Annotated in this window: 26 protein-coding genes; 10 read left to right on the forward strand and 16 right to left on the reverse strand. The window is 33.9% G+C overall.

From position 1 onward, the window contains the following. Window positions 1–115: 115 nt before the first annotated feature. Both ACFOUY_RS04485 and ACFOUY_RS04490 read right to left on the reverse strand, forming a co-directional pair. Window positions 116–1,303: a DUF1624 domain-containing protein gene (locus ACFOUY_RS04485; RefSeq protein WP_378959261.1), complete on the reverse strand. Its 1,188-nt coding sequence runs from the start codon at window positions 1,301–1,303 to the stop codon at window positions 116–118. A gap of 42 nt (window positions 1,304–1,345) precedes the next feature. Next, window positions 1,346–1,699: an MmcQ/YjbR family DNA-binding protein gene (locus ACFOUY_RS04490; protein ID WP_378959262.1), complete on the reverse strand. Its 354-nt coding sequence runs from the start codon at window positions 1,697–1,699 to the stop codon at window positions 1,346–1,348. 502 nt (window positions 1,700–2,201) lie between these two features. Between ACFOUY_RS04490 and ACFOUY_RS04495 the strand changes: the two genes are divergently transcribed. Continuing rightward, on the forward strand, window positions 2,202–3,626 hold the full coding sequence (locus tag ACFOUY_RS04495; protein ID WP_378959263.1) for a glycoside hydrolase family 125 protein: 1,425 nt from the start codon (window positions 2,202–2,204) through the stop codon (window positions 3,624–3,626). A 56-nt stretch (window positions 3,627–3,682) separates the two neighbouring features. On the opposite strand, the gene ACFOUY_RS04500 is transcribed toward ACFOUY_RS04495, so the two are convergent. Further along, entirely contained in the window at window positions 3,683–5,419 is a 1,737-nt protein-coding gene (locus ACFOUY_RS04500; protein WP_378959264.1) for a phospho-sugar mutase, read from the reverse strand. Between the two features lie 345 nt (window positions 5,420–5,764). Here ACFOUY_RS04500 and ACFOUY_RS04505 point away from each other — a divergent pair, with 345 nt between their 5' ends. Beyond that, entirely contained in the window at window positions 5,765–7,078 is a 1,314-nt protein-coding gene (locus ACFOUY_RS04505; RefSeq protein ID WP_378959265.1) for an aspartate kinase, read from the forward strand. On the opposite strand, the gene ACFOUY_RS04510 is transcribed toward ACFOUY_RS04505, so the two are convergent. Further along, window positions 7,067–7,231 carry a hypothetical protein gene (locus tag ACFOUY_RS04510; protein ID WP_378959266.1) on the reverse strand — a complete coding sequence of 55 codons (165 nt, stop codon included), beginning with the start codon at window positions 7,229–7,231 and terminating at the stop codon, window positions 7,067–7,069. The genes ACFOUY_RS04505 and ACFOUY_RS04510 overlap by 12 nt on opposite strands. 165 nt (window positions 7,232–7,396) lie before the next feature. Here ACFOUY_RS04510 and lysA point away from each other — a divergent pair, with 165 nt between their 5' ends. Further along, window positions 7,397–8,551 (forward strand): diaminopimelate decarboxylase, encoded by a 1,155-nt coding sequence (lysA, locus tag ACFOUY_RS04515; RefSeq protein ID WP_378959267.1) that lies wholly within the window; start codon window positions 7,397–7,399, stop codon window positions 8,549–8,551. Between the two features lie 68 nt (window positions 8,552–8,619). Here lysA and ACFOUY_RS04520 read toward each other — a convergent pair whose 3' ends face one another. The 4 genes from ACFOUY_RS04520 to ACFOUY_RS04535 all read right to left on the reverse strand — a co-directional run bounded on the left by ACFOUY_RS04520 (window position 8,620) and on the right by ACFOUY_RS04535 (window position 11,207). Beyond that, complete coding sequence (locus ACFOUY_RS04520; RefSeq protein WP_378959268.1) at window positions 8,620–8,832, reverse strand: hypothetical protein; 213 nt, start codon at window positions 8,830–8,832, stop codon at window positions 8,620–8,622. Between the two features lie 48 nt (window positions 8,833–8,880). Then, the gene (locus ACFOUY_RS04525; RefSeq protein WP_378959269.1) at window positions 8,881–9,258 is read right to left on the reverse strand and encodes an SRPBCC domain-containing protein; all 378 of its coding nucleotides are present in this window, start codon (window positions 9,256–9,258) and stop codon (window positions 8,881–8,883) included. Between the two features lie 139 nt (window positions 9,259–9,397). Beyond that, window positions 9,398–9,808 (reverse strand): GxxExxY protein, encoded by a 411-nt coding sequence (locus tag ACFOUY_RS04530; protein ID WP_378959270.1) that lies wholly within the window; start codon window positions 9,806–9,808, stop codon window positions 9,398–9,400. 208 nt (window positions 9,809–10,016) lie between these two features. Further along, window positions 10,017–11,207: an acyl-CoA dehydrogenase family protein gene (locus ACFOUY_RS04535; protein ID WP_378959271.1), complete on the reverse strand. Its 1,191-nt coding sequence runs from the start codon at window positions 11,205–11,207 to the stop codon at window positions 10,017–10,019. Window positions 11,208–11,318: 111 nt separating this feature from the next. Here ACFOUY_RS04535 and folB point away from each other — a divergent pair, with 111 nt between their 5' ends. Then, entirely contained in the window at window positions 11,319–11,687 is a 369-nt protein-coding gene (gene folB / locus ACFOUY_RS04540; RefSeq protein WP_378959273.1) for a dihydroneopterin aldolase, read from the forward strand. Window position 11,688: 1 nt separating this feature from the next. Next, a complete protein-coding gene (locus tag ACFOUY_RS04545) occupies window positions 11,689–13,104 on the forward strand; it encodes an FAD-binding oxidoreductase (RefSeq protein ID WP_378959274.1) in 1,416 nt (471 codons plus the stop codon). A 123-nt stretch (window positions 13,105–13,227) separates the two neighbouring features. Here the strand turns inward: ACFOUY_RS04545 and ACFOUY_RS04550 are convergent, their stop codons facing one another. Next, window positions 13,228–13,668 carry an acyl-CoA thioesterase gene (locus tag ACFOUY_RS04550; RefSeq protein WP_378959275.1) on the reverse strand — a complete coding sequence of 147 codons (441 nt, stop codon included), beginning with the start codon at window positions 13,666–13,668 and terminating at the stop codon, window positions 13,228–13,230. A gap of 116 nt (window positions 13,669–13,784) precedes the next feature. On the opposite strand from ACFOUY_RS04550, the gene ACFOUY_RS04555 reads away from it, so the two are divergent. Further along, a complete protein-coding gene (locus ACFOUY_RS04555) occupies window positions 13,785–14,219 on the forward strand; it encodes an Hsp20/alpha crystallin family protein (protein ID WP_378959276.1) in 435 nt (144 codons plus the stop codon). Between the two features lie 247 nt (window positions 14,220–14,466). Then, window positions 14,467–15,783 (forward strand): nicotinamide mononucleotide adenylyltransferase, encoded by a 1,317-nt coding sequence (locus ACFOUY_RS04560; RefSeq protein WP_378959277.1) that lies wholly within the window; start codon window positions 14,467–14,469, stop codon window positions 15,781–15,783. A gap of 9 nt (window positions 15,784–15,792) precedes the next feature. Here ACFOUY_RS04560 and ACFOUY_RS04565 read toward each other — a convergent pair whose 3' ends face one another. Further along, window positions 15,793–16,815: a S66 peptidase family protein gene (locus ACFOUY_RS04565; protein ID WP_378959278.1), complete on the reverse strand. Its 1,023-nt coding sequence runs from the start codon at window positions 16,813–16,815 to the stop codon at window positions 15,793–15,795. Between the two features lie 569 nt (window positions 16,816–17,384). Continuing rightward, window positions 17,385–17,546 carry a hypothetical protein gene (locus ACFOUY_RS04570; protein ID WP_378959279.1) on the reverse strand — a complete coding sequence of 54 codons (162 nt, stop codon included), beginning with the start codon at window positions 17,544–17,546 and terminating at the stop codon, window positions 17,385–17,387. Between the two features lie 345 nt (window positions 17,547–17,891). On the opposite strand from ACFOUY_RS04570, the gene ACFOUY_RS04575 reads away from it, so the two are divergent. Beyond that, the gene (locus ACFOUY_RS04575; protein WP_378959280.1) at window positions 17,892–19,190 is read left to right on the forward strand and encodes a DEAD/DEAH box helicase; all 1,299 of its coding nucleotides are present in this window, start codon (window positions 17,892–17,894) and stop codon (window positions 19,188–19,190) included. Window positions 19,191–19,468: 278 nt separating this feature from the next. Here the strand turns inward: ACFOUY_RS04575 and ACFOUY_RS04580 are convergent, their stop codons facing one another. From ACFOUY_RS04580 to ACFOUY_RS04595, 4 genes are all read right to left on the reverse strand, one after another. Continuing rightward, complete coding sequence (locus ACFOUY_RS04580; protein WP_378959281.1) at window positions 19,469–20,752, reverse strand: OmpA family protein; 1,284 nt, start codon at window positions 20,750–20,752, stop codon at window positions 19,469–19,471. A gap of 222 nt (window positions 20,753–20,974) precedes the next feature. Continuing rightward, the gene (locus ACFOUY_RS04585) at window positions 20,975–21,640 is read right to left on the reverse strand and encodes a YdeI/OmpD-associated family protein (RefSeq protein WP_378959282.1); all 666 of its coding nucleotides are present in this window, start codon (window positions 21,638–21,640) and stop codon (window positions 20,975–20,977) included. Between the two features lie 10 nt (window positions 21,641–21,650). After that, complete coding sequence (locus tag ACFOUY_RS04590; protein ID WP_378959283.1) at window positions 21,651–22,181, reverse strand: RNA methyltransferase; 531 nt, start codon at window positions 22,179–22,181, stop codon at window positions 21,651–21,653. Window positions 22,182–22,245: 64 nt separating this feature from the next. After that, window positions 22,246–23,397, reverse strand: coding sequence for a galactokinase (locus tag ACFOUY_RS04595; RefSeq protein WP_378959284.1), 1,152 nt, complete (start codon window positions 23,395–23,397; stop codon window positions 22,246–22,248). A 64-nt stretch (window positions 23,398–23,461) separates the two neighbouring features. Here ACFOUY_RS04595 and ACFOUY_RS04600 point away from each other — a divergent pair, with 64 nt between their 5' ends. After that, window positions 23,462–24,511: an aldose epimerase family protein gene (locus tag ACFOUY_RS04600; RefSeq protein ID WP_378959285.1), complete on the forward strand. Its 1,050-nt coding sequence runs from the start codon at window positions 23,462–23,464 to the stop codon at window positions 24,509–24,511. A 2-nt stretch (window positions 24,512–24,513) separates the two neighbouring features. Then, window positions 24,514–24,909: a DUF1398 domain-containing protein gene (locus ACFOUY_RS04605; RefSeq protein ID WP_378959286.1), complete on the forward strand. Its 396-nt coding sequence runs from the start codon at window positions 24,514–24,516 to the stop codon at window positions 24,907–24,909. Between the two features lie 32 nt (window positions 24,910–24,941). Here the strand turns inward: ACFOUY_RS04605 and ACFOUY_RS04610 are convergent, their stop codons facing one another. After that, window positions 24,942–25,802 (reverse strand): nucleoside phosphorylase, encoded by an 861-nt coding sequence (locus ACFOUY_RS04610; protein ID WP_378959288.1) that lies wholly within the window; start codon window positions 25,800–25,802, stop codon window positions 24,942–24,944. Between the last annotated feature and the right edge of the window lie 11 nt (window positions 25,803–25,813).

Consider the following 25,813-nt stretch of genomic DNA (forward strand, 5'->3'; position numbering starts at 1 on the left):
GTTGTCAAGAGATACTATTTCAACAAACCGCTGTATACCGAACGGTACGTACAGTGGTGTGAGAGGACAGATAGGGAACTAATCCCTATCTTCCTACTCGATTTTTAAAGCTCAGTTAAATATACTTTAACCACCATTCTTCGTGTGTAGCTTTGTATTTTTTAAACCATTTACAAGGATAATAAAGCACTGCTACTACAAACAACCAGATTAAATAAACTATCCATAAATCGTAACCAAAATTTGCTGGTCGAAAAAAGAAAGGAACTTGCACAATTTGTTTGGTTGTATTTCCCTCTAAAAAGAAAAGAAAAATTAGAAAGGTATGCAAAAGATAGAAATGGATAACATAATAAAAGAAAGGAACGCTTCCGTATACAGAAAGTACCTTGCTTAATTTATTCTGCACATTTTCTGATATGGATAAAATTAGTAATGCAACTCCAATTGTAAGGCATGTATATTCTAAAGATGGTGGGTATTTACTCACATTCATAAACGAAAGTAAATTTTTAAAAACATCGTGATATTCTTTTCTTGGCACCGGGTCGCCATAAAGGCTAAGCAAACGTAAGGCAATAAAACAAACCATTGCTAAAGCTCCGAAATTTATCAGATTTCGATATCGTGTAGTTTGATTAAAATCTCTAGCAAACCATTTACCTGCCGCATAACCCAAAAACATAATGCCTGTCCACGGTAAAATGGTATAAAACACGCCAACTAAATGGTTGCTTCCTATTGGAACAACGGTGCCAGAGGCTGTAAAAAATATTTTCAGCAATAATCCAACCGTCTCATTTTTTGGGGCAGGGAAGACGTCAAAAATATTATGGCCAACTACGATTAGTGTCCCGATGATTAAAACCAGTTTGTAAGAAATTCTACTAAATAATGCTAATAGAATCATACTGCAACCAATTGCCCATATAACTTGTAGAATTACAAAGTTGTATGTTGGGTTAAATGTAAGTCCGAATGTAATAATTAAAATTTCGACGATTACCAGCCAAATACCTCTTTTTAATAGAAATAAACTTGCTTTAGCAGGTGTTTTGTTTTTGGCAGAAAGGTAAGCTGATAAACCAGATAGAAACACGAAAGTTGGTGCACAAAAATGAGTTATCCATCTGGTGAAAAATAAAATGCCTGTTGTGGTTTCAGGATTGAGAGGGTCTCCCGTCATGGCAGCAATATGAAAAAAATCACGTGTATGATCTAGTGCCATAATTATCATGACTAGCCCACGTAATATATCAATTGAAAGTATGCGCTTTGATAAAAGCTTTTGGTCAGCATTCATTTGTTTAGGATAATTTAGAATTCTTTTCAGAACTTAATCTGCTTATAAATTCATTTGCTTTATAAGTGTTTTTGGTGCACGTTTTTGCCAGGCTTCAAATAAAAGTTGTTTAAGTTCTTCGGGTTCCACACGATCCAAACTTACGAGCATGTATTTGTAATTTTTGTAATGAGGGGTAATGAAATAAGTTTCAGGAGCTTTGTTCATCCAAAAATCTCTGTCTTCATTATATAAAACCAGATTTTTACAATCCTCATTAATTCTGGCAAAAATCTTTTTATTTACATAAAAGGCAGGTGTTTCAAAACAAATCTTTTCTGTAACAGATGGTAAAGCCATTACGATTTGTCTAATAAACTCTAAAGCCTGATAGGTAGCCTCATTGAAATGAATCATAATAAATAGATATCTCTAATTTAGTTGATATTAGTTTTAATTCAATAAAGAAGTTAAGCTATGCGTAAAGTGTTGTAATCAAATGTGTTGCGTAAATATTTTCGGGGTTTTTATTTAAAGTTACAAAATTTTAGATTATTTGAAAGTGTTTTTGAAGCGTTAAAAATTGAACTACATTTACGAGTTAGCTATAGTTGAAAATATCTTTGTATATCTTTTATAATTGCTGAAATATTATCAGTTACAAACTTATTTTTATTTAGGAAAGAACTTTTGTAGTATATTGAATATGGAAGAAGAAAAACGATTTAGGAATAGATTAATTGGTGTTTTTGATTTTGATCTTCATAATTATTTAATATATATTTGCTTTAGTTCTAACCAAATAATACGATATTAATTATAGCATCATCAAAATTTATCGTTTTCGAATATGTTTTCAAAACATTTCTAATTTGAAAAAGAACATTAACCTGAACTAAATATAACACACAAAATAATTATGAAACGAAGAACTTTTATTCAAAAAACGAGCCTTTTAGGTGCCGGAGTAGTGGCTTCAAAATTTTCATTTGCGGCTGATTTAGCACCTGAATTTCCTGTTGTGAGAGTTGCCGAAGGTAAAAGACATTTTAAAAGTAAAGCAGTTGATGAGGCAATTAAAACTTTTCAGGCAAATGTTAAAAATCCTGAATTAAATTGGCTTTTCGAAAATTGCTTTCCTAATACTTTAGATACCACTGTTTATCATTCTGATAAAAATGGACGCCCTGATACTTATGTTATTACTGGCGATATCGACGCAATGTGGTTACGTGACAGTTCAGCACAGGTTTGGCCATATTTACAGTTTGTAAATGAAGATGCCCCATTAAAAAAATTAATTGCTGGTGTTATTATACATCAAACACAATGCGTTTTAAAAGATCCATATGCCAATGCTTTTTATGGTGATTCAAATAAAGTTGGCGAGTGGAAAACTGATAAAACATCTATGCAAGCTGGCGTACACGAAAGAAAATGGGAAATAGATTCTTTATGTTATCCAATTAGATTGGCATATCATTATTGGAAAAAAACAAATGATAAAACCCCTTTTGATGCCGATTGGAAAAAAGGAATTGAAGCTACTTTAAAAACATTTAAAGAGCAGCAACGTAAAACAACCAAAGGGCCATATCATTTTCAGAGGGAAACTACCCAGCCAACCGATAGTTTACCAATGGCTGGTTATGGCTTTCCGGTAAACCCAGTTGGGTTAATTTGTTCGGCATTTCGCCCTAGTGATGATGCAACAATATTTCCATTTTTAATTCCATCTAACTTTTTTGCAGTTACAAGTCTTAAACAAGCTGCTGAAATGATAAAGGCATTGCAGCCTGATACTACCTTAGAAAGCAGTTTGTTAAATCTGGCCGATGAGGTTGATGCAGCCATTCAAAAACATGCAATCGTAAACCATCCGAAATACGGCAAAATTTATGCTTTTGAGGTTGATGGTTTTGGAAGTTCTTATTTAATGGATGATTCTAATGTACCGAGTTTATTAGCCTTACCTTACTTAGGTTCTGTTAAACTTGATGACCCGATTTATCAGAATACAAGAAAATTTGCACTTTCATTAGATAATCCATATTTCTTTAAAGGTACTGCTGCAGAAGGAATAGGTGGACCTCATGCTGGTCAGGATATGATTTGGCCAATGAGTATTACCATGAGGGCTTTAACCTCGAAAGATGATAAAGAAATTAAAATGTGCATAGAAACTTTGCAGAAAACACATGCAGGAAAAGGATTTATGCATGAATCGTTTAATAAGAACGACCCTTCTAAATTTACTAGAGCATGGTTTGCATGGTCTAATACCTTATTTGGAGAGTTAATTTGGCGAACTTACCATGAGCGACCAGCGTTGTTAAAAGCTTAAATAAACAGCCCCAAATAGTTTCTAACTTTTTGGGGCTATTTATTTTCAAACAAAACCTAAGCTTGCAAATCTGCCATAACAGCCTTAATCTTATCGCCTAATTCTCCATTCACTTTCTCGAAATCTTTTCTATCTGCTAAAGGTGCATTCACGCTACAATAGAATTTAATTTTAGGTTCAGTACCACTCGGACGAGCAGAAACGATACTTCCATCTTCTGTGTTGAATTGTAAAACATCAGATGCCGGATAATCTAATTTTGTTACTTTTCCAGTAGCTAAATCAGTTTCCTGGCTTAATTCGTAATCTTTTAATACAGCAACTTTAGAACCTCCTAATGATGCAGGCGGGTTGTTTCTGAATTTCTCCATCATGGCTTTAATTTCTTCAGCGCCAGATTTACCTTTTTTCGTTAAAGAAACTAAGTCTTCTTTGTACAAACCGTATTCAACATACATATCTAATAAGGCGTTGTATAAACTTGCACCTTTGTCTTTATAGTAAGCCGTCATTTCAGAAATGAAAGCAGCAGAAACAACAGCATCTTTATCACGAACTAAATCGCCAATTAAATAACCATAACTTTCTTCTCCACCAGCAATAAAAGTTTTTTCGCCTTGCAATTTTGTAATTATCTGGCCAATCCATTTAAAGCCAGTCAAAGTATTAAAGTATTCAACGTTTTTAGCATCGCAAATTGCTTTAATTAAACTTGTAGTTACAATGGTAGAAACAACAAATTCTTTACCGGTCAATTTGCCTTTTTCTTCCCAAGCCGAAACAACATAATTAATTAATAAACTTCCTGTTTGGTTACCATTAAGTAAAACCCATTCGCCACTATTATCTTTCACGGCAATACCTACACGGTCAGCATCAGGGTCGGTAGCTAAAACCAAATCAGCATCAATTTCTTTTGCTTTATTAATAGCTAACGTTAAAGCATCTTTTTCTTCCGGATTTGGATAAATAACCGTTGGGAAATTTCCATCAGGCTTACTTTGCTCTTCAACAACCGTAACATTGGTAAAACCGAATTGCGCTAAGGCTTTTGGTACCAAAGTAATTCCAGTTCCGTGGATAGGAGAATAAACAATTTTTAAATCGTGTTGTCTTTTAATTGCATCAGGAGAAATAGAAAGTGCGGTAATTCCATCCAAATACAATTTATCTACATCTTCGCCAATCAATTCCACGTTTGCATCAACTCTGTCAAATTTCACATCATCAATGCTTTGAATTTTATTTACCTCATCGATAACCAATTTATCATCAGGAGAAGTAAATTGACCGCCATCTGCACCGTAAGCTTTGTAACCATTATATTCTTTAGGATTGTGAGATGCTGTTAACATTACACCACTTTTGCAGTTGAAATGACGAACAGCAAAAGATAATTCTGGAGTTGGTCTTAATTCTTTGAAGAAGTAAACATGAATTCCGTTTGCAGAGAAAACATCAGCAGTAATTTTCGCGAAATAATCAGAATTGTTTCTGCTATCATGTGCAATAGCTACACTAATTTTTTCGCCAGGATATTTGTTATTTAAATAGTTGGCTAAACCCTGTGTTGCGGTTCCTATAGTGTATTTATTGATGCGGTTTGAACCTGCACCCATAATTCCACGTAAACCACCAGTTCCAAACTCTAAACTTTTATAAAATGAATCGGTAAGTTCCGTTGTTGCATTTTGGTCGACAAGGGCTTGTATTTCTGCCTTAGTTTTTTCGTCGTAATTGCCGCTTAACCATTGGTTAATGGTAGCTTGTGTTGATTGGTCAATTGCTTGCATTGATCTTTATTTTAATTTAATATCTGGTGTTGAACAAAAAAATATGTCTGGAAGTTTGGTTGTAATCAAAATAAATTAAACTTTCCCAAATTTTATTTTGTTGGAGGTGTTGCTTTTAAGCTTGTTTTTCTTATTTTCACGCCCCGATACAATAATAAAGAAAATCCAGTATTAAAAATGAGACAAAACACATTTTTTTATAATCTGGTAAGCATAATGGAATTTGTGTTCTTTTTATTACAGCTAAAAAAATATTAATTAGATGAAACCATCATGGTTTTAAAACCACATAGTGGGATAAAAAACTGATGGCTTCAATCGCAGATGAAAACAAACTATAAACGGATGAAAATTTTAAAATTTGGGGGTACTTCAGTAGGTAGTCCCGAGCGCATGACGAAGTTGTTGGATATCATTAATCCAAATGAAGAGCAAATTGTAGTTCTATCAGCCGTGTCTGGTACTACAAATAGTTTAGTAGAAATTTCAAATTATTTTTTAGCTGGAGATAAGAAGAAGGGAAGCGAGTGCGTAGAAAATCTATATTCAAAATATAAAGACTTTGTTATTGAGCTTTTGCCAGCTGCTGATTTTCAGGAGATGGGGAATGAGGTAATTGATTATCATTTCAGCTTTTTGGCGGTTTTAACAAATGATATTTTTACTTCAATTGAAGAAAAAGTGGTGTTGGCGCAAGGCGAATTATTATCAACAACTTTGTATCATATCTATCTGAAGTCAATTGGTATTGAATCTGTTTTGTTGCCAGCGTTAGATTTTATGAAAACTGATGAGGATAACGAGCCAGATATTCCATTTACAACCAAACATTTAACACCACTATTAGAGGCAAATAAAGGAAATAAACTATTTATCACACAAGGATTTATTTGTCGCAATAGCTTTGGCGAAGTTGATAATTTACGTCGTGGCGGAAGTGATTACACCGCATCTTTATTAGGTGCCGCAATTTTAGCAGAAGAAGTTCAAATATGGACCGACATTGATGGAATGCATAATAACGATCCTCGAATTGTAAAAGGTACTAAGCCAATTGCACAATTATCTTTCGATGAAGCTGCTGAATTAGCTTATTTTGGAGCAAAGATTTTGCACCCACAATCTGTTTTTCCAGCGCAAAAATATAAAATCCCTGTTCGTTTATTAAATACCATGGAGCCAAGCGCAGCAGGTACTTTAATTACACACGATAGCGAAAAAGGAAAGATTAAATCTATCGCTGCGAAAGATGGTATTACGGCAATTCGTATTCAATCGAGCCGAATGTTGTTGGCTTACGGTTTCTTACGTCGTGTTTTCGAAGTTTTTGAGCGTTATAAAACGCCAATCGATATGATTACAACATCAGAAGTTGCAGTTTCGTTAACAATTGATGAAACTGGAAATCTTTCGAAAATTATTGAGGAATTAGAAAGTTTCGGAACGGTTGAAGTTGATACCGATCACAGCATTGTTTGCGTGGTGGGCGATTTCGGCTCTGAAAAACATGGGTTCGCAAGCAGAGTTTTAGAAGGGTTAAAACATATTCCAATTCGTATGATTTCTTACGGAGGAAGTAATTATAACGTTTCGCTATTAATTTTGAGCAAGTATAAAACAGAGGCTTTAAGAAGCCTGCACAATAGATTATTCGAATAGAAGGTAAAAAGCACCAATAATCACCAGCAATCCGATTAGGAAATGAAAAGCTAAAAAGCTTGATGGTAATAATTCATTTTTATATTTCTTATAAGAATTAAATAACCCTAAAGAAATAATAATTAAGATAAATATGGCTGCTACTATTTTCATTTTTTGATGAATAAAAGGAATAATACAATCACTAATAATACGATAAAGAATCGCATTTTTCCGTTGTATTGTTTTTGGGTAATTCTTCCATGCTTTAAATCGAGGTAATTACCTACATAAATAAGCCCAAAGAATAAAATTAAAATTATAATAAGGAATTTGAACATGTTCGCCGATAAAGATATATCAAAGTTTAATAATATAGAAACGCCTTTTTACTATTACGATACGGAATTATTGCAGAAAACTTTGCGCACTTGTGCCGACGCTGCTGCTCCATTTCAGTTCCATGTCCATTATGCGCTTAAAGCAAACTTCAATTCTGTTTTGCTTGAGCAAATTAAAACCATTGGTTTTGGTGCCGATTGTGTAAGTGCTGGTGAAGTAAGAAGAGCTGTTGAAGTTGGTTTTGACCATAAAAAAATCGTTTTTGCCGGAGTTGGTAAATCTGATAAGGAGATAAACGAGGCCTTAGATTTGGATATTTTCTGCTTTAATGTAGAATCTATTCAGGAGTTGGAAGTTTTAAATGAACTTGCTGCTGCAAAAGGTAAAATAGCTCAGGTGGCTATTCGTATTAACCCAAATGTAGATGCACATACACACCATAACATTACAACAGGTTTAGACGAAAATAAATTCGGTATCAATTCCTGGGATTTACCAGAATGTGCTGACACACTAAAAGCATCTAAAAACCTAAAGTTTATTGGAATTCACTTCCATATTGGTTCGCAAATTACCAATCTCGATGTTTACAAAAATCTTTGCGTTCGCGTAAACGAATTCAGCAAATGGTTTGAAGATAAAGGTTTCAGAATTGAGGTTTTAAATGTTGGTGGTGGTTTAGGTATCGATTATTATAGTCCTGATAATCAAATACCTGATTTCGATTCGTACTTTAAAATATTCAACGAATTTTTAGAAGTTAAAGCAGGACAGGAAGTTCATTTTGAATTAGGAAGGGCGCTTGTTGGTCAATCAGCATCGTTAATTACCCGTGCCTTATACATCAAAAATGGTAAGAAGAAAAACTTTGTTATTTTAGATGCAGGTATGACTGAGTTAATGCGTCCGGCATTGTACCAAGCTTACCATAAAATTGAAAACTTAACTCGTGGAAACGAAACCACAGTAAAATATGATATTGTGGGGCCAATTTGCGAAAGCACAGATTGTTTTGGTAAAGAAGTAGAGCAGCCAGAGTCTTTTAGAGGGGATATTTTTGCAATTCGTAGCGCAGGTGCTTATGGAGAAGTAATGGCTTCTAAATATAATTTGAGAGATGCAATAAGGTCTGTTTATAGTAACGAAATATAGATTTTTGTCTCATTGAGCTTGTCGAAATTTTTTAAAGTTCTTCGACAAGCTCAATGAGACAAGTTTTTTTATCTCCTTTTCGAGACCACAAACACAAATACACCTGCTACTAAAATTATACCACCTGCATAAGGCGGCCAATTAACAGACTTCTCTTTATCTGCCGATATTTGAATCGGACCAGCATCAACAATTTTTTCTTTTTTTGTGTAAGTGAAGCCAGTCCAAACCAGCATTGCAATTCCTATAAAGATTAATATTAGTCCTACTGTTTTATTCATGATTTTATCAATTGGTTAAAATCTAAACAGCAAGACTAAGTTTATGTTTTACTCATCAAAGAAATCGACTAAGCCGCCGATAAAATATTCTTCAATTCCTTCAGTAAACTCTTTAAAATCTTCTTCGGGAATATTAGTTTGTTTAAACTCTAAAGACGTTCCTGATTTATCAGCGTGAAGTTTAATCGTAACAATCGATGGTTCACCATCTTCGCCGAAATACCATTGTTGAACAATTTTCTTGTTGGTTTCAAATTCTATGTTTTTACCAACAATATCGCCATCCCAGAACGAAAACTCTGTATCAGGTTTTTCTTCAAATTCAACTTCAGCACCAGTCCAAAGTTTTATGCTAATGTCTTTTGTAAGTGCTAAATAAACTTCTTCAGGTGTAGCGCTTATGTAAGTATATTTTTTATAATCCATTCTGGAACATGATTTTTAGGATTTAAGGATTTTCAAGATTATAGTTCAAGAAAATCAAATCCGATTAATAATTTATTGAAATTTAAAATTTTTAGGAAAAGATTTTTTGAAAACTTATTGCTTAGATTTTAAAATTTCCTTAATCCTGTTTTTTTTTATTTAATCCTGTTCTATACTTATTTATTGCAGGATTATAAATCTTTTTAAACTGAAGACTTGTTGCTCCAAAATTAATTAATAATCCGATATTGAAATCATAACCAACAACATAATTTTTCGCTTGTGCTAAATGATTGTTTTCTAAATTTATGCAAGCTTTAATTTCTACTGTTACTAATTCTTCTACTACGAAATCTGCCCTTCTTTTTCCTACAATAGCGCCATCGTAAAAGATTTCTTGTTCAACCTCTCTTTTAAATTTTATATTCGCCTTATTCAGTTCAATTGCCAAGCAACGCTGATAAATTACTTCCTGAAATCCGTTACCTAAAATATTATGCACTTTCATAGCGCATCCATTTATTCTGTAAGTTAAATCTTCAATATCCATAATAATAAATTAATGGAATGAAAACTACAACAACAGGGAGAAGGATTAAATAGATTTAAGGACTTTCAAGGTTATAGTTTCAGAAATCTAAACTATATGCAAAATTTCATTTTTTACTTTAAAACTATGAATAATCTTGAAAGCTTGGTATTGTAATTTACTTTAAAAACTTATCATGCAAATCCTTAAATCCTGAAAAATCCTGGTCTTATTTAAAAGCATTCAATCCAGTAACATCCATCCCGGTAATTAACAAATGAATATCATGTGTACCCTCGTAAGTTACTACCGATTCTAAATTCATCATGTGGCGCATGATTGAATACTCACCTGTAATTCCCATTCCACCTAACATTTGGCGAGCATTTCTGGCAATATCTAAAGCAATTTCAACGCTGTTTCTTTTTGCCATAGAAATTTGCTCTGCAGTTGCACGGTTTTCACTCTTAAGCATGCCTAAACGCCAAACTAAAAGCTGACCTTTTGTAATTTCAGTTACCATTTCAGCTAATTTCTTTTGCTGTAATTGAAATCCACCAATAGGTTTTCCAAATTGAATTCTTTCTTTAGAATAACGAAGCGCTGTATCATAACAATCCATCGCAGCGCCTAAAGCACCCCATGCAATGCCATAACGAGCTTGATTTAAGCATCCCAACGGACCTTTCAAACCAGTAATTTCTGGGAAAACATTTTCTTTAGGAATCTGAACATTATCAAAAACCAGCTCTCCGGTTGCTGAAGCTCTTAAGCTCCATTTATTGTGTGTTTCTGGTGTAGAAAACCCTTCCATGCCACGTTCAACAACCATTCCTCTAATTTTTCCCGATTCATCTTTTGCCCAAACAACGGCAATGTCAGCAAAAGGAGCATTGCTAATCCACATTTTGGCGCCATTTAAAATGTAATGCGAACCCGCATCTTTTATATTTGTAACCATTCCACCAGGATTTGAACCATGGTCTGGCTCAGTTAATCCGAAACAGCCCATCATCTCGCCACTGGCTAACTTTGGTAAATATTTTTTACGTTGCTCCTCAGTGCCATAAGCATAAATTGGATACATTACTAAAGAACCTTGAACCGATGCCGTAGAACGAATTCCCGAATCGCCACGCTCAATTTCTTGCATTAAAATACCATAAGCTGTATAATCTAAACCAGCTCCACCATATTCAACAGGGATTGTCGGCCCGAAAGCGCCAATATCAGCTAAGCCTTTTATTAAATGCTTCGGGAATTCTGCTTTTTGGGCATAATCTTCAATAATTGGACTCACTTCTTTTTTTACCCATTCTCTGGCAGTTGCTCGGATTAATTTATGTTCATCCGTTAGCAATTCGTCTAACAAATAATAGTCTGGTGCCTCGTATAAGTCTTTTCTTGTTGATTTGCTCATTGTTTAATCTAATTTGGTTTCGAACAAGTGTTCATTTCAAAGGTAACAATTTACAACAATGGGCTTTGTATTCATGAATAAAAATTTAATTTTACAGCATACAAAACATTGATGAGCCATTTTAAACAAACAGTAGCCCTTAAAGATGTAAAATGCTTTGCATTGCACGGTTATTATCCTGAAGAGCAATTGATTGGTAATCATTTTGTTATCGATTTAACAACTGAATTTACGCCAACTAACTTTGAAGATGAGCTTTCTCAAACAGTTAATTATGAAGATTTGAATGTTATTATCTTAAATGAAATGAAAAACACTCAAAAACTTTTAGAAACGGTATTAAAAAATATTATTTCTAAGGTGATGGAGCTTTATCCCTTTGTTGAAAAAATTGAAGTGAGTATTAAAAAACTTAATCCCCCAATGCCAGGGCAAATTGGCCATTCTTTTGTTAAACTAACCCATATATCACCTAAATAAAATGAACTTTGCAAAGATAACTTCTGAGATTTTAGAAGAAATTAAATCAGCCATAGGCGAAGAAAAAGTATTTACAGATGCCGAAAGTCTGGATAATTATAGTCATGATGAAACAGAAGATTTGCGTTTTCAACCCGAGGTTGTAGTTAAACCAACTACACCAGAAGAAATTTCTGCACTATTAAAAATTTGTAATCAATATAATGTACCAGTTACTCCTCGTGGAGGCGGAACGGGTTTAAGTGGTGCTGCTTTACCAATTTATGGCGGTGTTTCTTTATCGATGGAAAAATTTAAAGCTATTTTGGATATTGATACCGAAAATTTACAAGCTACAGTTGAGCCTGGAGTTATTACAGAGGTTTTTATTGATACTGTTGCCGAAAAAGGTTTGCTTTATCCAGTTGACCCAAGTAGTAAAGGTTCTTGTTTTATTGGCGGTAACGTTGCGCATGGTTCTGGTGGGCCAAGAGTAGTAAAATATGGTACTATTCGCGAATATATTTTAAATCTGGAAGTTGTTTTGCCTAACGGCGATATCATTTGGACTGGAGCAAACACATTAAAATATGCATCAGGATATAATTTAACACAGTTGATGATTGGTTCGGAGGGAACTTTGGGCGTGGTGACTAAAATTGTAACTAAACTTTTGCCAAAACCAACTCAATCAGTTTTAATGATGGGTTCTTTTGCTACAAATGAAGATGCTTGTGCGGCTGTTTCAGCTATTTTTAGAGCAGGGGTAACGCCATCAGCATTAGAGTTTATGGAAAGAAAAGGAGTGGAGTGGGTAATCAAATTTGATGATATTAAATTTGATCTGAAGGATAACGTTGCTGCTTTGCTAATGATTGAATTCGACGGTGATGATTTGGATGACATCTTCAAAAATTGCGAAAAAACAAATATTGTTTTAGAAGAGCATAATTGTTCTGAAGTGCTTTTTGCAGATAGCGCACAACAAAAAGAAGAGCTTTGGCGAATGCGTAGAACGATGGCTGAATCGGTAAAATCTAATTCGGTTTACAAGGAAGAAGATACGGTTGTTCCTCGTGCAGCTTTACCAAAATTAATAAATGGAATAAAAGAAATTGGTGCTAAATATGGTTTTGAAAGTGTTTGCTATGGTCATGCTGGTGATGGAAATTTACATGTAAACATTATCAAAGCTGGAATGAGTGACGAAGATTGGAAGAATAAGTTAAAGTTTGGTATTAAAGAAATCTTTGAATTAACAACTGCATTAGGTGGTACTTTATCTGGCGAACATGGAATTGGTTTGGTTCAGAAAGAATATATGCCAATTAAATATTCTGAGATACATTTGAATTTAATGCGAGGCATCAAGCAAGTTTTCGATCCAAATGGGATTTTAAACCCAGGGAAAATAATGCCGAACCCCCCAACCCCCTAAAGGAGGAGTTGCCTTTCTTTCGCCCATGCAAGGTTTCGAATTGGTTTCAAAGAATTTTTAACTATCCGTTTTACTTGATAGACTTCGCTTAGCCAACTTGTATGGAGTTCCCCCTTCAGGGGGTTATGGGGCTAATTGCTCAAATCCAGCCATTTTCTGCTTTTCAGCAGCCGGAATTGCAGTTGGTCTCTTCGTTGCGTAATCTATGGCTATGCAAACCGTTTTGCCTTTGCTACAAATCACTTCTTCATTACCTTTCATTTTTACAATCTGGTAATCTAAATCAAAGCTGGTTTCTCCAATTCTTGATGTTTTAACGTGAATAGCGATTTTATCATTCATCACAATAGATTGAATATAATCTAGCTCCGCATGTGCGATCACAATTCCTGTTTGTTTCCAATCCCAATTTATAATTTCTTCCCAGTACTTTGTTCTGGCAATTTCTAAGTAAGTAAAGTAAACCGAATTGTTTACATGGCCCATCATATCAAAATCGATAAAGCGCAAATGAATATTCGTTTTGTAGTTGAATTTGTCGGAAAAACGTTGTATTTCTGACAATTTGTCTTTTGATTTGGATTTATTTTGCCAAAATGTCTTAAAAATCATAAATATTTGGTTTGGTATGTAAGTTGAATAAAGGTTAATATCAATTAAAAAAATAAAAAATTAGAGATATGACACTTGTAAATTTTAACAACAGAACTCGCAACACAGCTCCTTACTTTAACAATGTTTTTGATTCATTGTTTAGCGATGCAGTAACTAAAAATAAAATGGTTGATAAATCGCCAAACGTAAATATTTACGAAAATGAAACTGCTTATATTATTGAGTTGGCTGCACCAGGTTTAAAAAAAGAAGATTTTCAAATCAATTTAAAAAAAGACACTCTTTCTGTTTGGGCAGAAGTTAAAAAAGACGAAACTCAAGTAGTTAAAGATTTTACACGTAAAGAATTTGACTTTAGCTCATTTGCAAGGTCATTTAATTTACCAGATAAAGCTGATGGTGATAAAATTACAGCTGAATATAAAGATGGTATTTTAAATATCAACATCAGCAAAAAGAACGATGCTAAATTACAACACAAAGAGATTGTAGTATCATAATAAAAATATTCTCGAAAGAGGGTTTTTCATAATAGTTTAGTTTTAGGTAAAAGGTTATGAAGCTTGCATCAGCTGATTAGTGTGGTTGATTTAGTTGATAGCTGCTGCAGGTTTCATAATAGTTTAAGTTTAGGTTTATAAGGTTAGCATTGGATGATGCTAACCTTATTTTGTTTTTATGTATTTAGATTGATTTTAAGTTAGAATCTTAAAACCATGATAAGGTCATTTTTCGTACTTTTGCGGCATGGAAAGAGAAATTCTGGATACTAAACGTAAAGCTTTAAAAATAAACCTCGACCCACGAATTTACGGCACTTTTGCTGAGATTGGCGCAGGGCAAGAAGTTTCGCGAAATTTTTTTAACGCTGGTGCAGCATCTGGAACGGTAGCCAAAACCATGTCGGCTTATGATATGACTTTTAGTGATGCGATTTATGGAGCAGAAGCCAATGGAAGATATGTTAGTCAGAATAGGCTGCTACAAATGCTTGACCATGAATTTGGTTTACTCACGGAGCGTTTATCTGGCGAAAAATACGAAAGCCGTACTTTCTTCGCATTTGCAGATACCGTTACTACCCTAAATTACAAACGCAATAATGAGCCTCATGGCTGGGTTGGTCTCCGTTTTCAGAACGAGCCTGGGGGTTTACCAAATGAAATATTTTTCCATGTTCGTTTGCTGGATACAGATGTAAATATGCAGCAACGTGTTTTGGGTATAATTGGTGTAAATTTACTTTACGCAGCTTTTTACCACAACCAAGAACCAAAATTGATGGTTGAATCGCTTGCAGATAACCTGACCATTGGTTCTGTAGAAATCGATTTAATATCTGTTAAAGGTCCTGCGTTTCCCCAGGTTGATAATATCTTGCTTAATCTGTATATGATTATGAAAGATTTCTCTGCAGCTGCAATTTTTGATTCGGATGCTCATCCTCGTCAGGCTAAAGATCTGTTATACAAGAAAGATATTATGATTTTAAGAACCAAATACGGACAGAAATCATTGCCAAATTTTAACTTGTTTAATAAAGCTACTGACCAGTTTAAGCGTACTAACAAAGTTGATGACGGCAATCTTGCTGTTATGATCGAAGTTTTGTTAACCAATGTTTTAACAGATGGACAGGAAACTCCTGATGATATTGATTTAGAATCGGTTGCTAAAAGGGCACAAGAAATGTGCGATACAGGCAATATTGTAATCGTATCTAACTTTACCCGCCACAATCGTTTGGCAAAATATTTAGCCCGTTGTAAACCAAAAAGTGTTGGTTTAGCCACAAACATTAACAACTTAAAATTCGTATTTAATTCCTCAAACTTTAAAGGCGAAAATTATTCAGGACAGTTGTTGAGTTATGTAAATGATATGTTTAATACTAATGTTCGTTTATTTGCTTATCCATTTTTAGATAAAAAGACTAATCAGGTAATTAATACCTCAAATATGCCTATAACACCAGAGGCGAAACCGCTTTTTGATTTCCTTTTGATTAATGGTTATATTACTGATATTGAGGATTACGCAGAGAATGAAGTTAAAACAGTATAATTGAAATATCTAAATACTTCTCAAAATACTACCTGTTTTACTTACTTCTAGCATGTGATTAGCACCGCACTTTAAGGCGAAGTTATTTCGTTGATGCCCGACAGGAAAATCAAAAGCCACTGGATAATTATATTCGGCTATTTTTTCTAAAACAATATCGTAAATGGTTTTGCCAAATTCTTCTCCAACATCGTCTGGTTTAACTTTAAAGCCACCGATAATTAATCCTTTCAGGTGTTTGAGTTTATCACTCCGTTTTAAATTCCACAACATTCTATCGATGCTGTATAAATATTCGCCAGTATCTTCAATGAATAAAATTTTACCTTTTGTATCTAAATCAGAATTACTTCCTGCCAGCGTTTCAATGATACTTAAATTGCCGCCAACTAAAACTCCGTCAACTTTTCCTATTCGATTATTAATATTAATAGGAGCGGTGTAACCCATTTGTTCACCAATTAAAGCATTTTTTATAGATAGAATGGTTTCAATTTGTATAGGTTCTGCCGCGGCCCAATCACTTGGAAAGCTATTACACATTTTAGAATGAATGGATGCAATACCGTAATTCTTAGCCAAATGACAATGCAAAACGGTGATGTCACTAAAACCAATTATCCATTTTGGATTGCGTTTAAAAGTAGTAAAATCCAGTTTATCTATAATTCGTACAAAACCATAACCCCCACGAGCACACATAATGGCTTTAATATTTGGGTCATCGAGCATTTGCTGAAAATCAGTCAATCTTTCTTCATCAGTTCCACCGTAAGTAAAATCTCTTTTACCAATTGTTGCCCCGATTTTAACTTGAAAACCCCAACTTTGCATTTGTAAAACAGAGGGTTGAACTTGTTCTAAAGTAATATATCCTGCCGGACTCGTAATCCCAATCGTGTCGCCTTGCTTTAAATATCGAGGGATTTTGAATGATGAATTCTCGTTTTCTGTAGTATTTGCTAAACTTTTAAAAGCGGGTAAAATTGTTGCAGCAGCAATAAAAGAAGAAAGGAAGTATTTTCTATTCATCAAAAATCAAAATGATAGGTTATAAAGGCGAATATATGATTTAAAATTTTCGTAAAAAAGAAAAGGGATTTATATCCATAAATCCCTTTTTTAAACCAAACAAATTAATCTGTAAAAGATTAGTATAATGTGAATTATGTATAGATAACCGATAATGAAATAAAAAGTTTTAATTTTTTTTGTTTTTTTATGGTTTTTAGCATGTTGAACTAATAATTAGTCGTCATTTCGATTGGAGCGCAGCGAAACAGAGAAATCTTCGAACACTTCCCAAATCATTGGAATGTGTTAACCAGTATATTCTTCCAAAAATACACACTTCCAATTTCATAGATTTCTCCACTTCGAAATGACGGTTTAGGAAAATGGTAGCCAACTAAAAGTTAAGGCTATCCATCGCGGATAGCCTTTGCTAACAACAAAACAAATATAAGATAACCAAATCTTACCTGATTGAGCAGAATCAGGATAAGTGCCTATGAGAAACACTTAGCGGCCTAGTAGTGGATTCGAACCACTGTACGGAAGTTTATAAAACCTCAACCTTCCAATCGATCAACTGGCCATATTTAAACTGGTTTTAAAGCTAAAAAGTCTTTCAATTCATCAAAGTGTTCTTGATTAATCCTATCTTCATCAATAATTTTTTGCATTTCGATTTTCTCCGTTTTTAATGGATAAACTATATTTTGATATTCGTTAATGCTGGGGTATTGAAAATAGATGGACATAATTTTACCTTTTATTGTTTAACATATTCTTTAGATAATGATTAGTGTTGAGCAAATATATAAATAAGTATATAATCTATAGATTTAGTAGTTTTAATTATTTGATTTAAATTAATTTGTTGTAAATCAGTTAATTAATTTTTAAGTATAAGTTTGTGGAGTTGAAAAACAAGAAGAATTAAATAAACCTGATAGAAATGGTTTTGATTTTTTATCGAAAATAATGGATAGCAGGACTGAAGTATCTAAGAATTAGCGGCATTCATTTCCAAACCTTTCAATTCTATTTCTTAAAAGCTAATTATTTTGAGGATATTTGCATTTTCAAACATTAAAATTTAAGCAGTGTCTTTAGATAAATTAAAACTAAGCAAACCACTTGTAGCAGCAATGACTGATGCAGGATTTTTAACTCCAAAGGAAATCCAGGCAAAAACCATGTCGCGAATTTTAGGTGGCCAGGATGTTATAGCGGTAGGGCCAGAGGGGGCAGGAAAAACAACAACTTATGTTTTAGCTACCTTAATGAAGTTGAAATATGCTTTCGAAGAGGCGCCAAGAGCTTTAATTTTGGTTCCAGATGCAGATCATGTTGATCATGTTTTGGAACAGTTTAAGCTATTAAACCGCAATAATACCTTCAGGATTTTAGGAATTGATAGTCGTGGTGCGGTAGATACCCAAATGAACGAAATTACTGATGGTTGCGATATTATTGTTGCTGTGCCAGATAGAGCTCGTGCATTATATTTGAAATTGGCTCTAAATACCAATAAAATTCAATTATTTATTGTTGATAATGCCGAATTAATTATAAAAAAAGGTCTACAGCTTCCCGTTGTGGAGTTGGCGAAAAGTGCATACAAATCTCAGCACGTGGTTTTCACTGAGGTTATGCATGAGAAATTTAATCACATGGTTTCTCCTTTCATGAAAGATTCTACTGCAACGATTGAGGTTGATGAAATTGGCGAAAAACAAGCCGAAGTTTATCAACAAATGCTTTATCAGGTTCCGAATTTTAGAACTAAACTTAATTTGCTAACCTTATTAATGAGCGATGTTGAGTTTTTTGATAAGGTTGTGGTTTTCGTAAATACACGTTTAACGGCTCAAACGGTTTATAAAAACTTTAATCATACAAATGATGAAGAGTTTACAATTTACCGTTCGTTATTTTTTGATGATAAAGGTTACGATGATATTGAGGATTTTAAAGAAAATCCTAATTCGAGGGTTTTGATCGTTGCTAACGAAAATCTTGAAGATTTAGATATTACGGGAATTCCTTTTATTATTCATTTAGAATTACCAGAACAAAAAGAAACTTTAATTCAACGTATCGTTAAGCATGGCGATGAAGAAGTTGTTGCAATTACGTTCTCTACAGATATTGAACTAATTGAAGTGAAGAAAATTGAACAGGCTATTGGACAAAGAATGGATGTAATGGAACTTCCTGATGACTTGAAAATTGTTGACGCCGCATCGAAACCGAAGAAAAAGAAATCGGAAGAGGAGGAAGATAATTCAGAACGTGGGGCAGCATTTCATGAAAAGAAAGCAAGTAATTTAAAAAACTATAATTATAGTGCTGGTACAAAAGCTAAAATGACTTACAAGAACAAGAAAGGTCTGTCATAAATCAAAAATATTCATTGCGAATGTCCCACACTGATGGGAATATATCAACTATAAACTAAAAAAGGTTCTGATATTTATTTATCGGAACTTTTTTTTTACCATTATTTTAGATTATTGAGGGCTTCTGTTTACATGATTAAACATAATTGTGAAAAACTAAATTAAATCTGATTAGCAGGATAGATTGCTTCGTTCCTCGCAATGACGAAAGGTTTGTAAACCAAAAAAGGTTCTCAGAAATTAATCTGAGAACCTTTTTTATTAACCGTTATTTACGATTAGTAGATTGTAAATTCTACACGACGGTTTTCTTGACGACCAGTCGCTGTTTTGTTTGTAGAAATTGGTTGGTCAGGTCCGTAACCTGTAGCTTCAATCCTTGATGCATTTGCTCCTTGAGAAACTAAATAAGCTTTCACCGATTCAGCTCTGTCTTTAGATAAACGTAAGTTTAACTCTCTACCACCAGTGTTATCTGTGTGTCCAGCTAATTTTAAACTAAAGTTTTTCTCAACTAATAAAGATGCAACACGGTTTAAAGTAGTGTAAGATTTAGAACGAATTGTTGATTTACCTAAATCGAATTCTAAGTTAGAGATTGCATCTTTAACTACTTTACGGTCAGCCTCAGTTACAACAACTTTAGTTTCTTTGATAATCTCGCGTTGAACTTTAATTGGACAACCAGAACCATCAACTACAGTTCCTGAAGCTGTTCCCGGGCATTTGTCAAATTTGTTTGCAACACCATCGTTATCATCATCACCTAAATCTTTTGCATATTGTGCTCTATCTGCTGCTGCGTTTTGTTCTGCAGTAGATAATGCTCTTCTTAATTCTGCACTTTCTTCAGCACTTTGTTTGCGTAAATCTGCAACTGCGCTATAGTTTTGTAATTGAGAATTTTCTTTGTTACCCAAAGCGAACTCTAAACCAACGTGAGAGTAAGAGTATCTGCTACCATTGTAGGCACCTTTAACAGTTGGTGAAGATTTGATAAAGTTAATATCGTAACCTAAATCGATGTTGATTCCTTTAGATACACCAAATTTAAATCCTACTCCGGTAGGGATGTACCAACCTTCTCTATCCTGGAAAACCTGAGTTGCTCCAACTTGTGAATCAGATGACATGTAACCTGCACCCGCTTTAACGTAAGGAATTAGAACTGCATTTTCTGTGTTTAAGCTAAAGTTAGCAATGTTTAAAACCGCTGTTAACGATCCAGCCCAGTTAATACTGTTTTTTTGTTCAATGGTACTTGTAGTGTTTAATGTTTTCATTTCACCACGTAAAAAATCTGCTTGTAAACCTAAAGCTGGTAAAATTTGCTTTTTAATAAAAGCACCATAACCAATACTTTTAAATTCTTCTGCTTTAACGCTTCCGCCTCCTAAAAATGTGTTTTGGCTTAATATGCCTCCATGCGCACCAATGCTCCAGGTTCTTAAACTTTGCTTACCAAATCTACCAGATGTAGTAGGCGTTTCCTGAGCAAATAATTGTGTTGATAAGCCTATTAAGGCAACCAACATTGTTGATTTTGTAATTCTCGTATTCATTCTTTTTATTTTCTAAATAATAGTGACTTAACAGCTTTTTTGTAATACTGTTTGGGCACCGATAAGAAAAAATCTTGCCAAAATTTAAAATATGAACACAATTATCATATAATCAGAAGATTAAGGGGGCGAAAATATTTCACAAAAAAGTTACGTAACTAGCTAGATTCGATCAGATTTCGTAGGCTTTTCTATACAATGTAGAATTTTATCCCCGAAGAATTAAACTTTAGCAGTTGGATTTTTCTTGCCTATAGATAGTAATTCTATCGTTTTTTTTATTCTTGTTTCACGGGTTTTATCTTGCTTAGCTATCAATATCCAAAGAACATATTCTTTTTTATTGGAGTAAGAAAGACTATCGAAATAATTTAAGGCATTAGAGTTTAGAGATAATATTGCCGCTAAATCTTCTGGTATTTTAACGATTTTTTTTACCGGATCAATATAATCGCCGTATTCATTTGATTTAATTTGTTCGTTTCCTAATCCCGAATGTTTTACCTCTGAAGCTAATTTTAGTCTTAAACCCGTCCAGATTTCGTTTACTGCAGCCGATGCACATGGCGATAATTCGTAAACACTTAGCTCCTTCCAGGTTTTCATTAAATCCAAATCAGATGGGATTTTAGAAGATTTTTTAGGGTAAAAAACCCAGAATATTGTTTTTGTATTAATGGATTTTAGATTGCTTTCAATTTGAGTATTTAATTGAGCTTTAGTAATAGAAAATGTAATAAGCACATCGAATGCGGTATCCTCAGCATATTTTACGAAAATATCAGGTGGAATATCGCCAAAAATAGCGGCCGCATTTTCAGGTGCATCTACAACTTTAACCACACTATTTGCTTTTATCTGTAGTTTCTTTAAAAACAAATTTTCCATTTAATAAATGTTATAATCTCAATTTAGCAAAGAAATCCCAAAAAACGATACCAGCAGAAATGGTAATATTAAAGGAATGTTTCGTGCCAAACTGAGGGATTTCTATACATTCATCAATTTTTGCCATTACTTCATCGCTCACGCCATCAACTTCGTTACCGAATATTAGTGCATATTTTTTGTTTTGATCGGGTGTAAATGTATCTAACATTGTACTTTTTTCAGCCTGTTCAATTGCTACGATTTCGTATCCCTGTGCCCTTAACTCATCAACGGCACTTGTTGTATCTGAATAATGAACCCAATCTACAGATTGTGTAGCGCCTAAAGCTGTTTTTTCGATTTCGCGGTGTGGGGGTTGAGCTGTGATACCGCAAAGCACGACTTTTTCTAGCGCAAAACCATCAGCCGTTCTAAAGATAGAGCCAATGTTGTGCATACTTCTCACATTATCTAAAACAGCAATAACAGGAAGTTTTTCTTGTGCTTTAAAAGATTTTATATCAGCCCTGTTTAGCTCATCTAACTTTAATTTTTTCATTCTTATTAAAAATGCTGGTTCCAAACCGAATTGATTTAAAACCAGCATTGCTGTTTATTTAATTTTATAATTTTATCGGACCATTGCCAATCTCACTTACATATATTTCTGCCGGATAACCAATTTTGGCCACATAATAATCGGTTAAATGTTTGGCGAAATCTTCTTCGTAACCTTTTTCTAATAAAGCAATTGCACAACCACCAAAACCAGCTCCGGTCATACGAGCACCAATTACATGCTCATAATCTGAACAAAAATCTACCACAGCATCAAGTTCTTTTCCGCTAACTTCGTATAAGTCTTTTAACGATTGATGAGAAGCATACATTAATCTTCCAAATTCATTTAATTCTCCAGCATTTAAAGCTTTTGCCGCCAAGTGAACACGGTCGTTTTCTTTAACAACGTGTGTAGCACGATTTAAAATTACTTCATCCGTAATTACATGACTATGCAATGCAAATTTTTCAGCAGTTAACTCGCAAAGATTGTTTAGCTTAATTTCTTCGTTTAATAGTTTTAGTGCTGTTTGACATTCTTCTACACGCTCGTTATATTTAGAATCGGCAAGTTCGCGAGGTTTTTTAGTATTGATGATTGCTAAAACGTAATTTCCTAAATCAACGTCGACCATTTTATATTTTAGTGTTTCGCAATCTAAAACAATTGCTTTGCCTTTCTCGCCAAAGGCAACTGCAAACTGATCCATTATACCAGAGTTTAAACCAATAAAATCGTTTTCAACTCGCTTTGCAATTTTAACCAATTCAAGATTATCATAACCTAAATTAAAATAATGATTTAAAGCAAAGGCCGTAGCAATTTCAATTGAGGCAGAAGATGATAAGCCGGAACCAATAGGAATGTTTCCAAAATAGAGAAAATCCATTCCCGGAATTTCCTTACCATCTTTTAAAAACTCATTGATAACACCAATTGGATAATTTGCCCATAAACTGCCGTTTTTTTCGTGCTTAGTATTACTTTCAACTTCCGTTTGAGCCTCGAAGTTTAAGCTTTTAAATCTGAATTTATTATCTGTATTTGGAGCAAGTGCAAGCCAAGTTCCTAAGGTAATTGCGCATGGCATTACTAAACCGCCATTGTAATCGATATGTTCACCTATAAGGTTTACACGGCCCGGTGTAAAGTAAACGGCATCTGCATTTTTATGGTATTGCTCTGCAAATTTTTCTTCAAGTTTAATCTTCATTTGGTTGAAAATATTTAAATAATAGTATGTTTGTTTAGGAAATAAAAGCCCTAAGTTACAATTTATGAGCATTCAGCAAACATCTACAGGAAAATTTATTGATGGCGAAGAAATTATCGCCATAGAACTAAGCAATAGTAAAGGCACTTATGTCGAAATATTTAATTATGGCGCTATTATTAACCGTTTTGTAGTTAAAAATGCAAGAGGAGACATGCAAGATATAGTACTAGGTTTCGATGATATTGAACAATATTTTGACTCTGAGTATTTAGAAAATAATCCTCACATTGGTTCCGTTATTGGCCGTTATGCTAACAGAATTAAAGGTGGCGAATTTTCTATTGATGGAGAAAATTATCAACTAGCTAAAAATACTGGCACCGATAGCTTGCATGGCGGAATTGTGGGTTTCGACAAAAAGGTTTGGGATATTGTTGAAATTGGCGAAGACAATCAATCATTTGTAACGCTTGAATATGAAAGTGTTGACGGGGAGGAAGGTTTTCCGGGAAGTTTAATAGTGGATTTAACTTTCGAATTAACCGAAAATGATGAGCTTATTTTAACTTACGAAGCTGAAACAGATAAAGCGACCGCAATCAATTTAACCCATCATGGTTATTTTAATTTATCGCCAAAGGGTGGAAATATTGGAAAACATAAGCAACAAATTTTTGCTGATAATTACTTAGAGCAAGATGAAAATTATTGTGTTACCGGAAAATTAATTCCTGTAAAAGGTACAGCACTCGATTTTACTGAACTAAAAGAAATTTCAAAAGATTGGAATCCTGAGGAAGGGTACGACCAAACTTTTGTTCTGGATAAAACTTATGGCGATTTATCTCTGGCGAGCAAAACAATTGAGGATGAAAGCGGTTTAACATTAAGCGTTTACACTACAGAGCCAGTAGCACATTTATATACCTCGAAATATTTAAAGGTTAAAAATGGAAAGGGTGGAAGAGCTTATGGAGCTTATGATGCATTTTGTATCGAAACCCAACACCATCCAAATGCGATAAACATTGAGGAATTTCCATCTACAATATTACGCCCTGAGGATTTGTACACGCAAACAACAATTTTTAAAGTTTCACTAACCAAGTAATTATGTTTAGCATCGAAGAGATTAAAACCGCAGAATCTAAAATTAAAACAGGGGCAGATTTTCCTCGATTTATTAAGGAAATTAAAGATTTGGGCGTTATTCGAAACGATGTATATGTTGCAAATGGTTTATCTGTTTATTTTGGCGAAGAGGATTATTCGCTTCAGGCAAGCCAAGATGAATACCCTGCATTAATTATTAATAATGAATCTTCAGCAGAAAAACTACAACATGCGTTAAAAATTCATCAAAATGGGGAAACGGATTATATTACATTTTGTAAGCAAGCCGCTGATGCTGGCGTAGAAAAATGGGTGATTGATTTGAATGAAATGACCTGCATTTATCTGGATACCGAACAAAAGGAGCTTATTAAGGAAGAAATTTCATCGATATAAAAAAAACTGACACGAAAATCGTAGCAGTTTTTTTATACTCTCTCAAGTACCATTTTTATAGCTTTTTCTACAATTTTATCTGGTTCACTACTAAAGTTGAACTTCACTCTACTTGCTAAAATAGCGTTTACTGATAGTGCTTTATGTCCTAAAACTTTTGCTAAAGCATAAATTCCGGCGGTTTCCATTTCTAAATTTGTGATTCTATTTTCGTTACTTTTAAAAGTGTTAATTAGCCCAATAAAATCTGGAACTGCGTTTTTAGCTCTAACTTGTCTGCCTTGTGGAGCATAAAATCCTGGTGCAGTAATGGTAATTCCTTTTGCCATATCCTTACCAATCGTACTCAATAAATTATCATTGGCTGCTGTTAAATAAGGATTTATGTTTTTTAAATGCCCGAAGTGAATTTTTACATCATCAAGCAAACTTCTTTCATCGCCAGATAAATCATGAAGATAATAATTCATTAAAGCATCCATACCTAAACCGAAAGATGAAGCTAAAATTGTTCCCATCGGAATATCTGGCTGAACGGCACCAGAGGTTCCAACGCGTATTATATTTAACGAAGTAAGCTCTTTTTTTACTTCACGAGTTTCAAAATCAATATTTACTAAAGCATCCAGCTCGTTAAAAACGATATCAATATTATCGGTTCCAATACCCGTAGATAATACGGTAACACGCTTGCTACCAACAAAACCTGTATGGGTAATAAATTCACGTTTACCTTTTTTAAATTCTACGCTATCGAAGTACTTACTAACTTCTCCAACACGGTCTGGGTCGCCAACGGTTATTACAGTTTCAGCAATATCGCCTGGTAATAAGTTTAAATGATAAATACTACCATCGGGATTAATGATTAAATCGCTTTCTGCTATTTTCATGAGGTAATTAA

Origin of the sequence: Pedobacter jamesrossensis (genome assembly GCF_042650905.1) — a bacterium.
Classification (GTDB): domain Bacteria; phylum Bacteroidota; class Bacteroidia; order Sphingobacteriales; family Sphingobacteriaceae; genus Pedobacter; species Pedobacter jamesrossensis.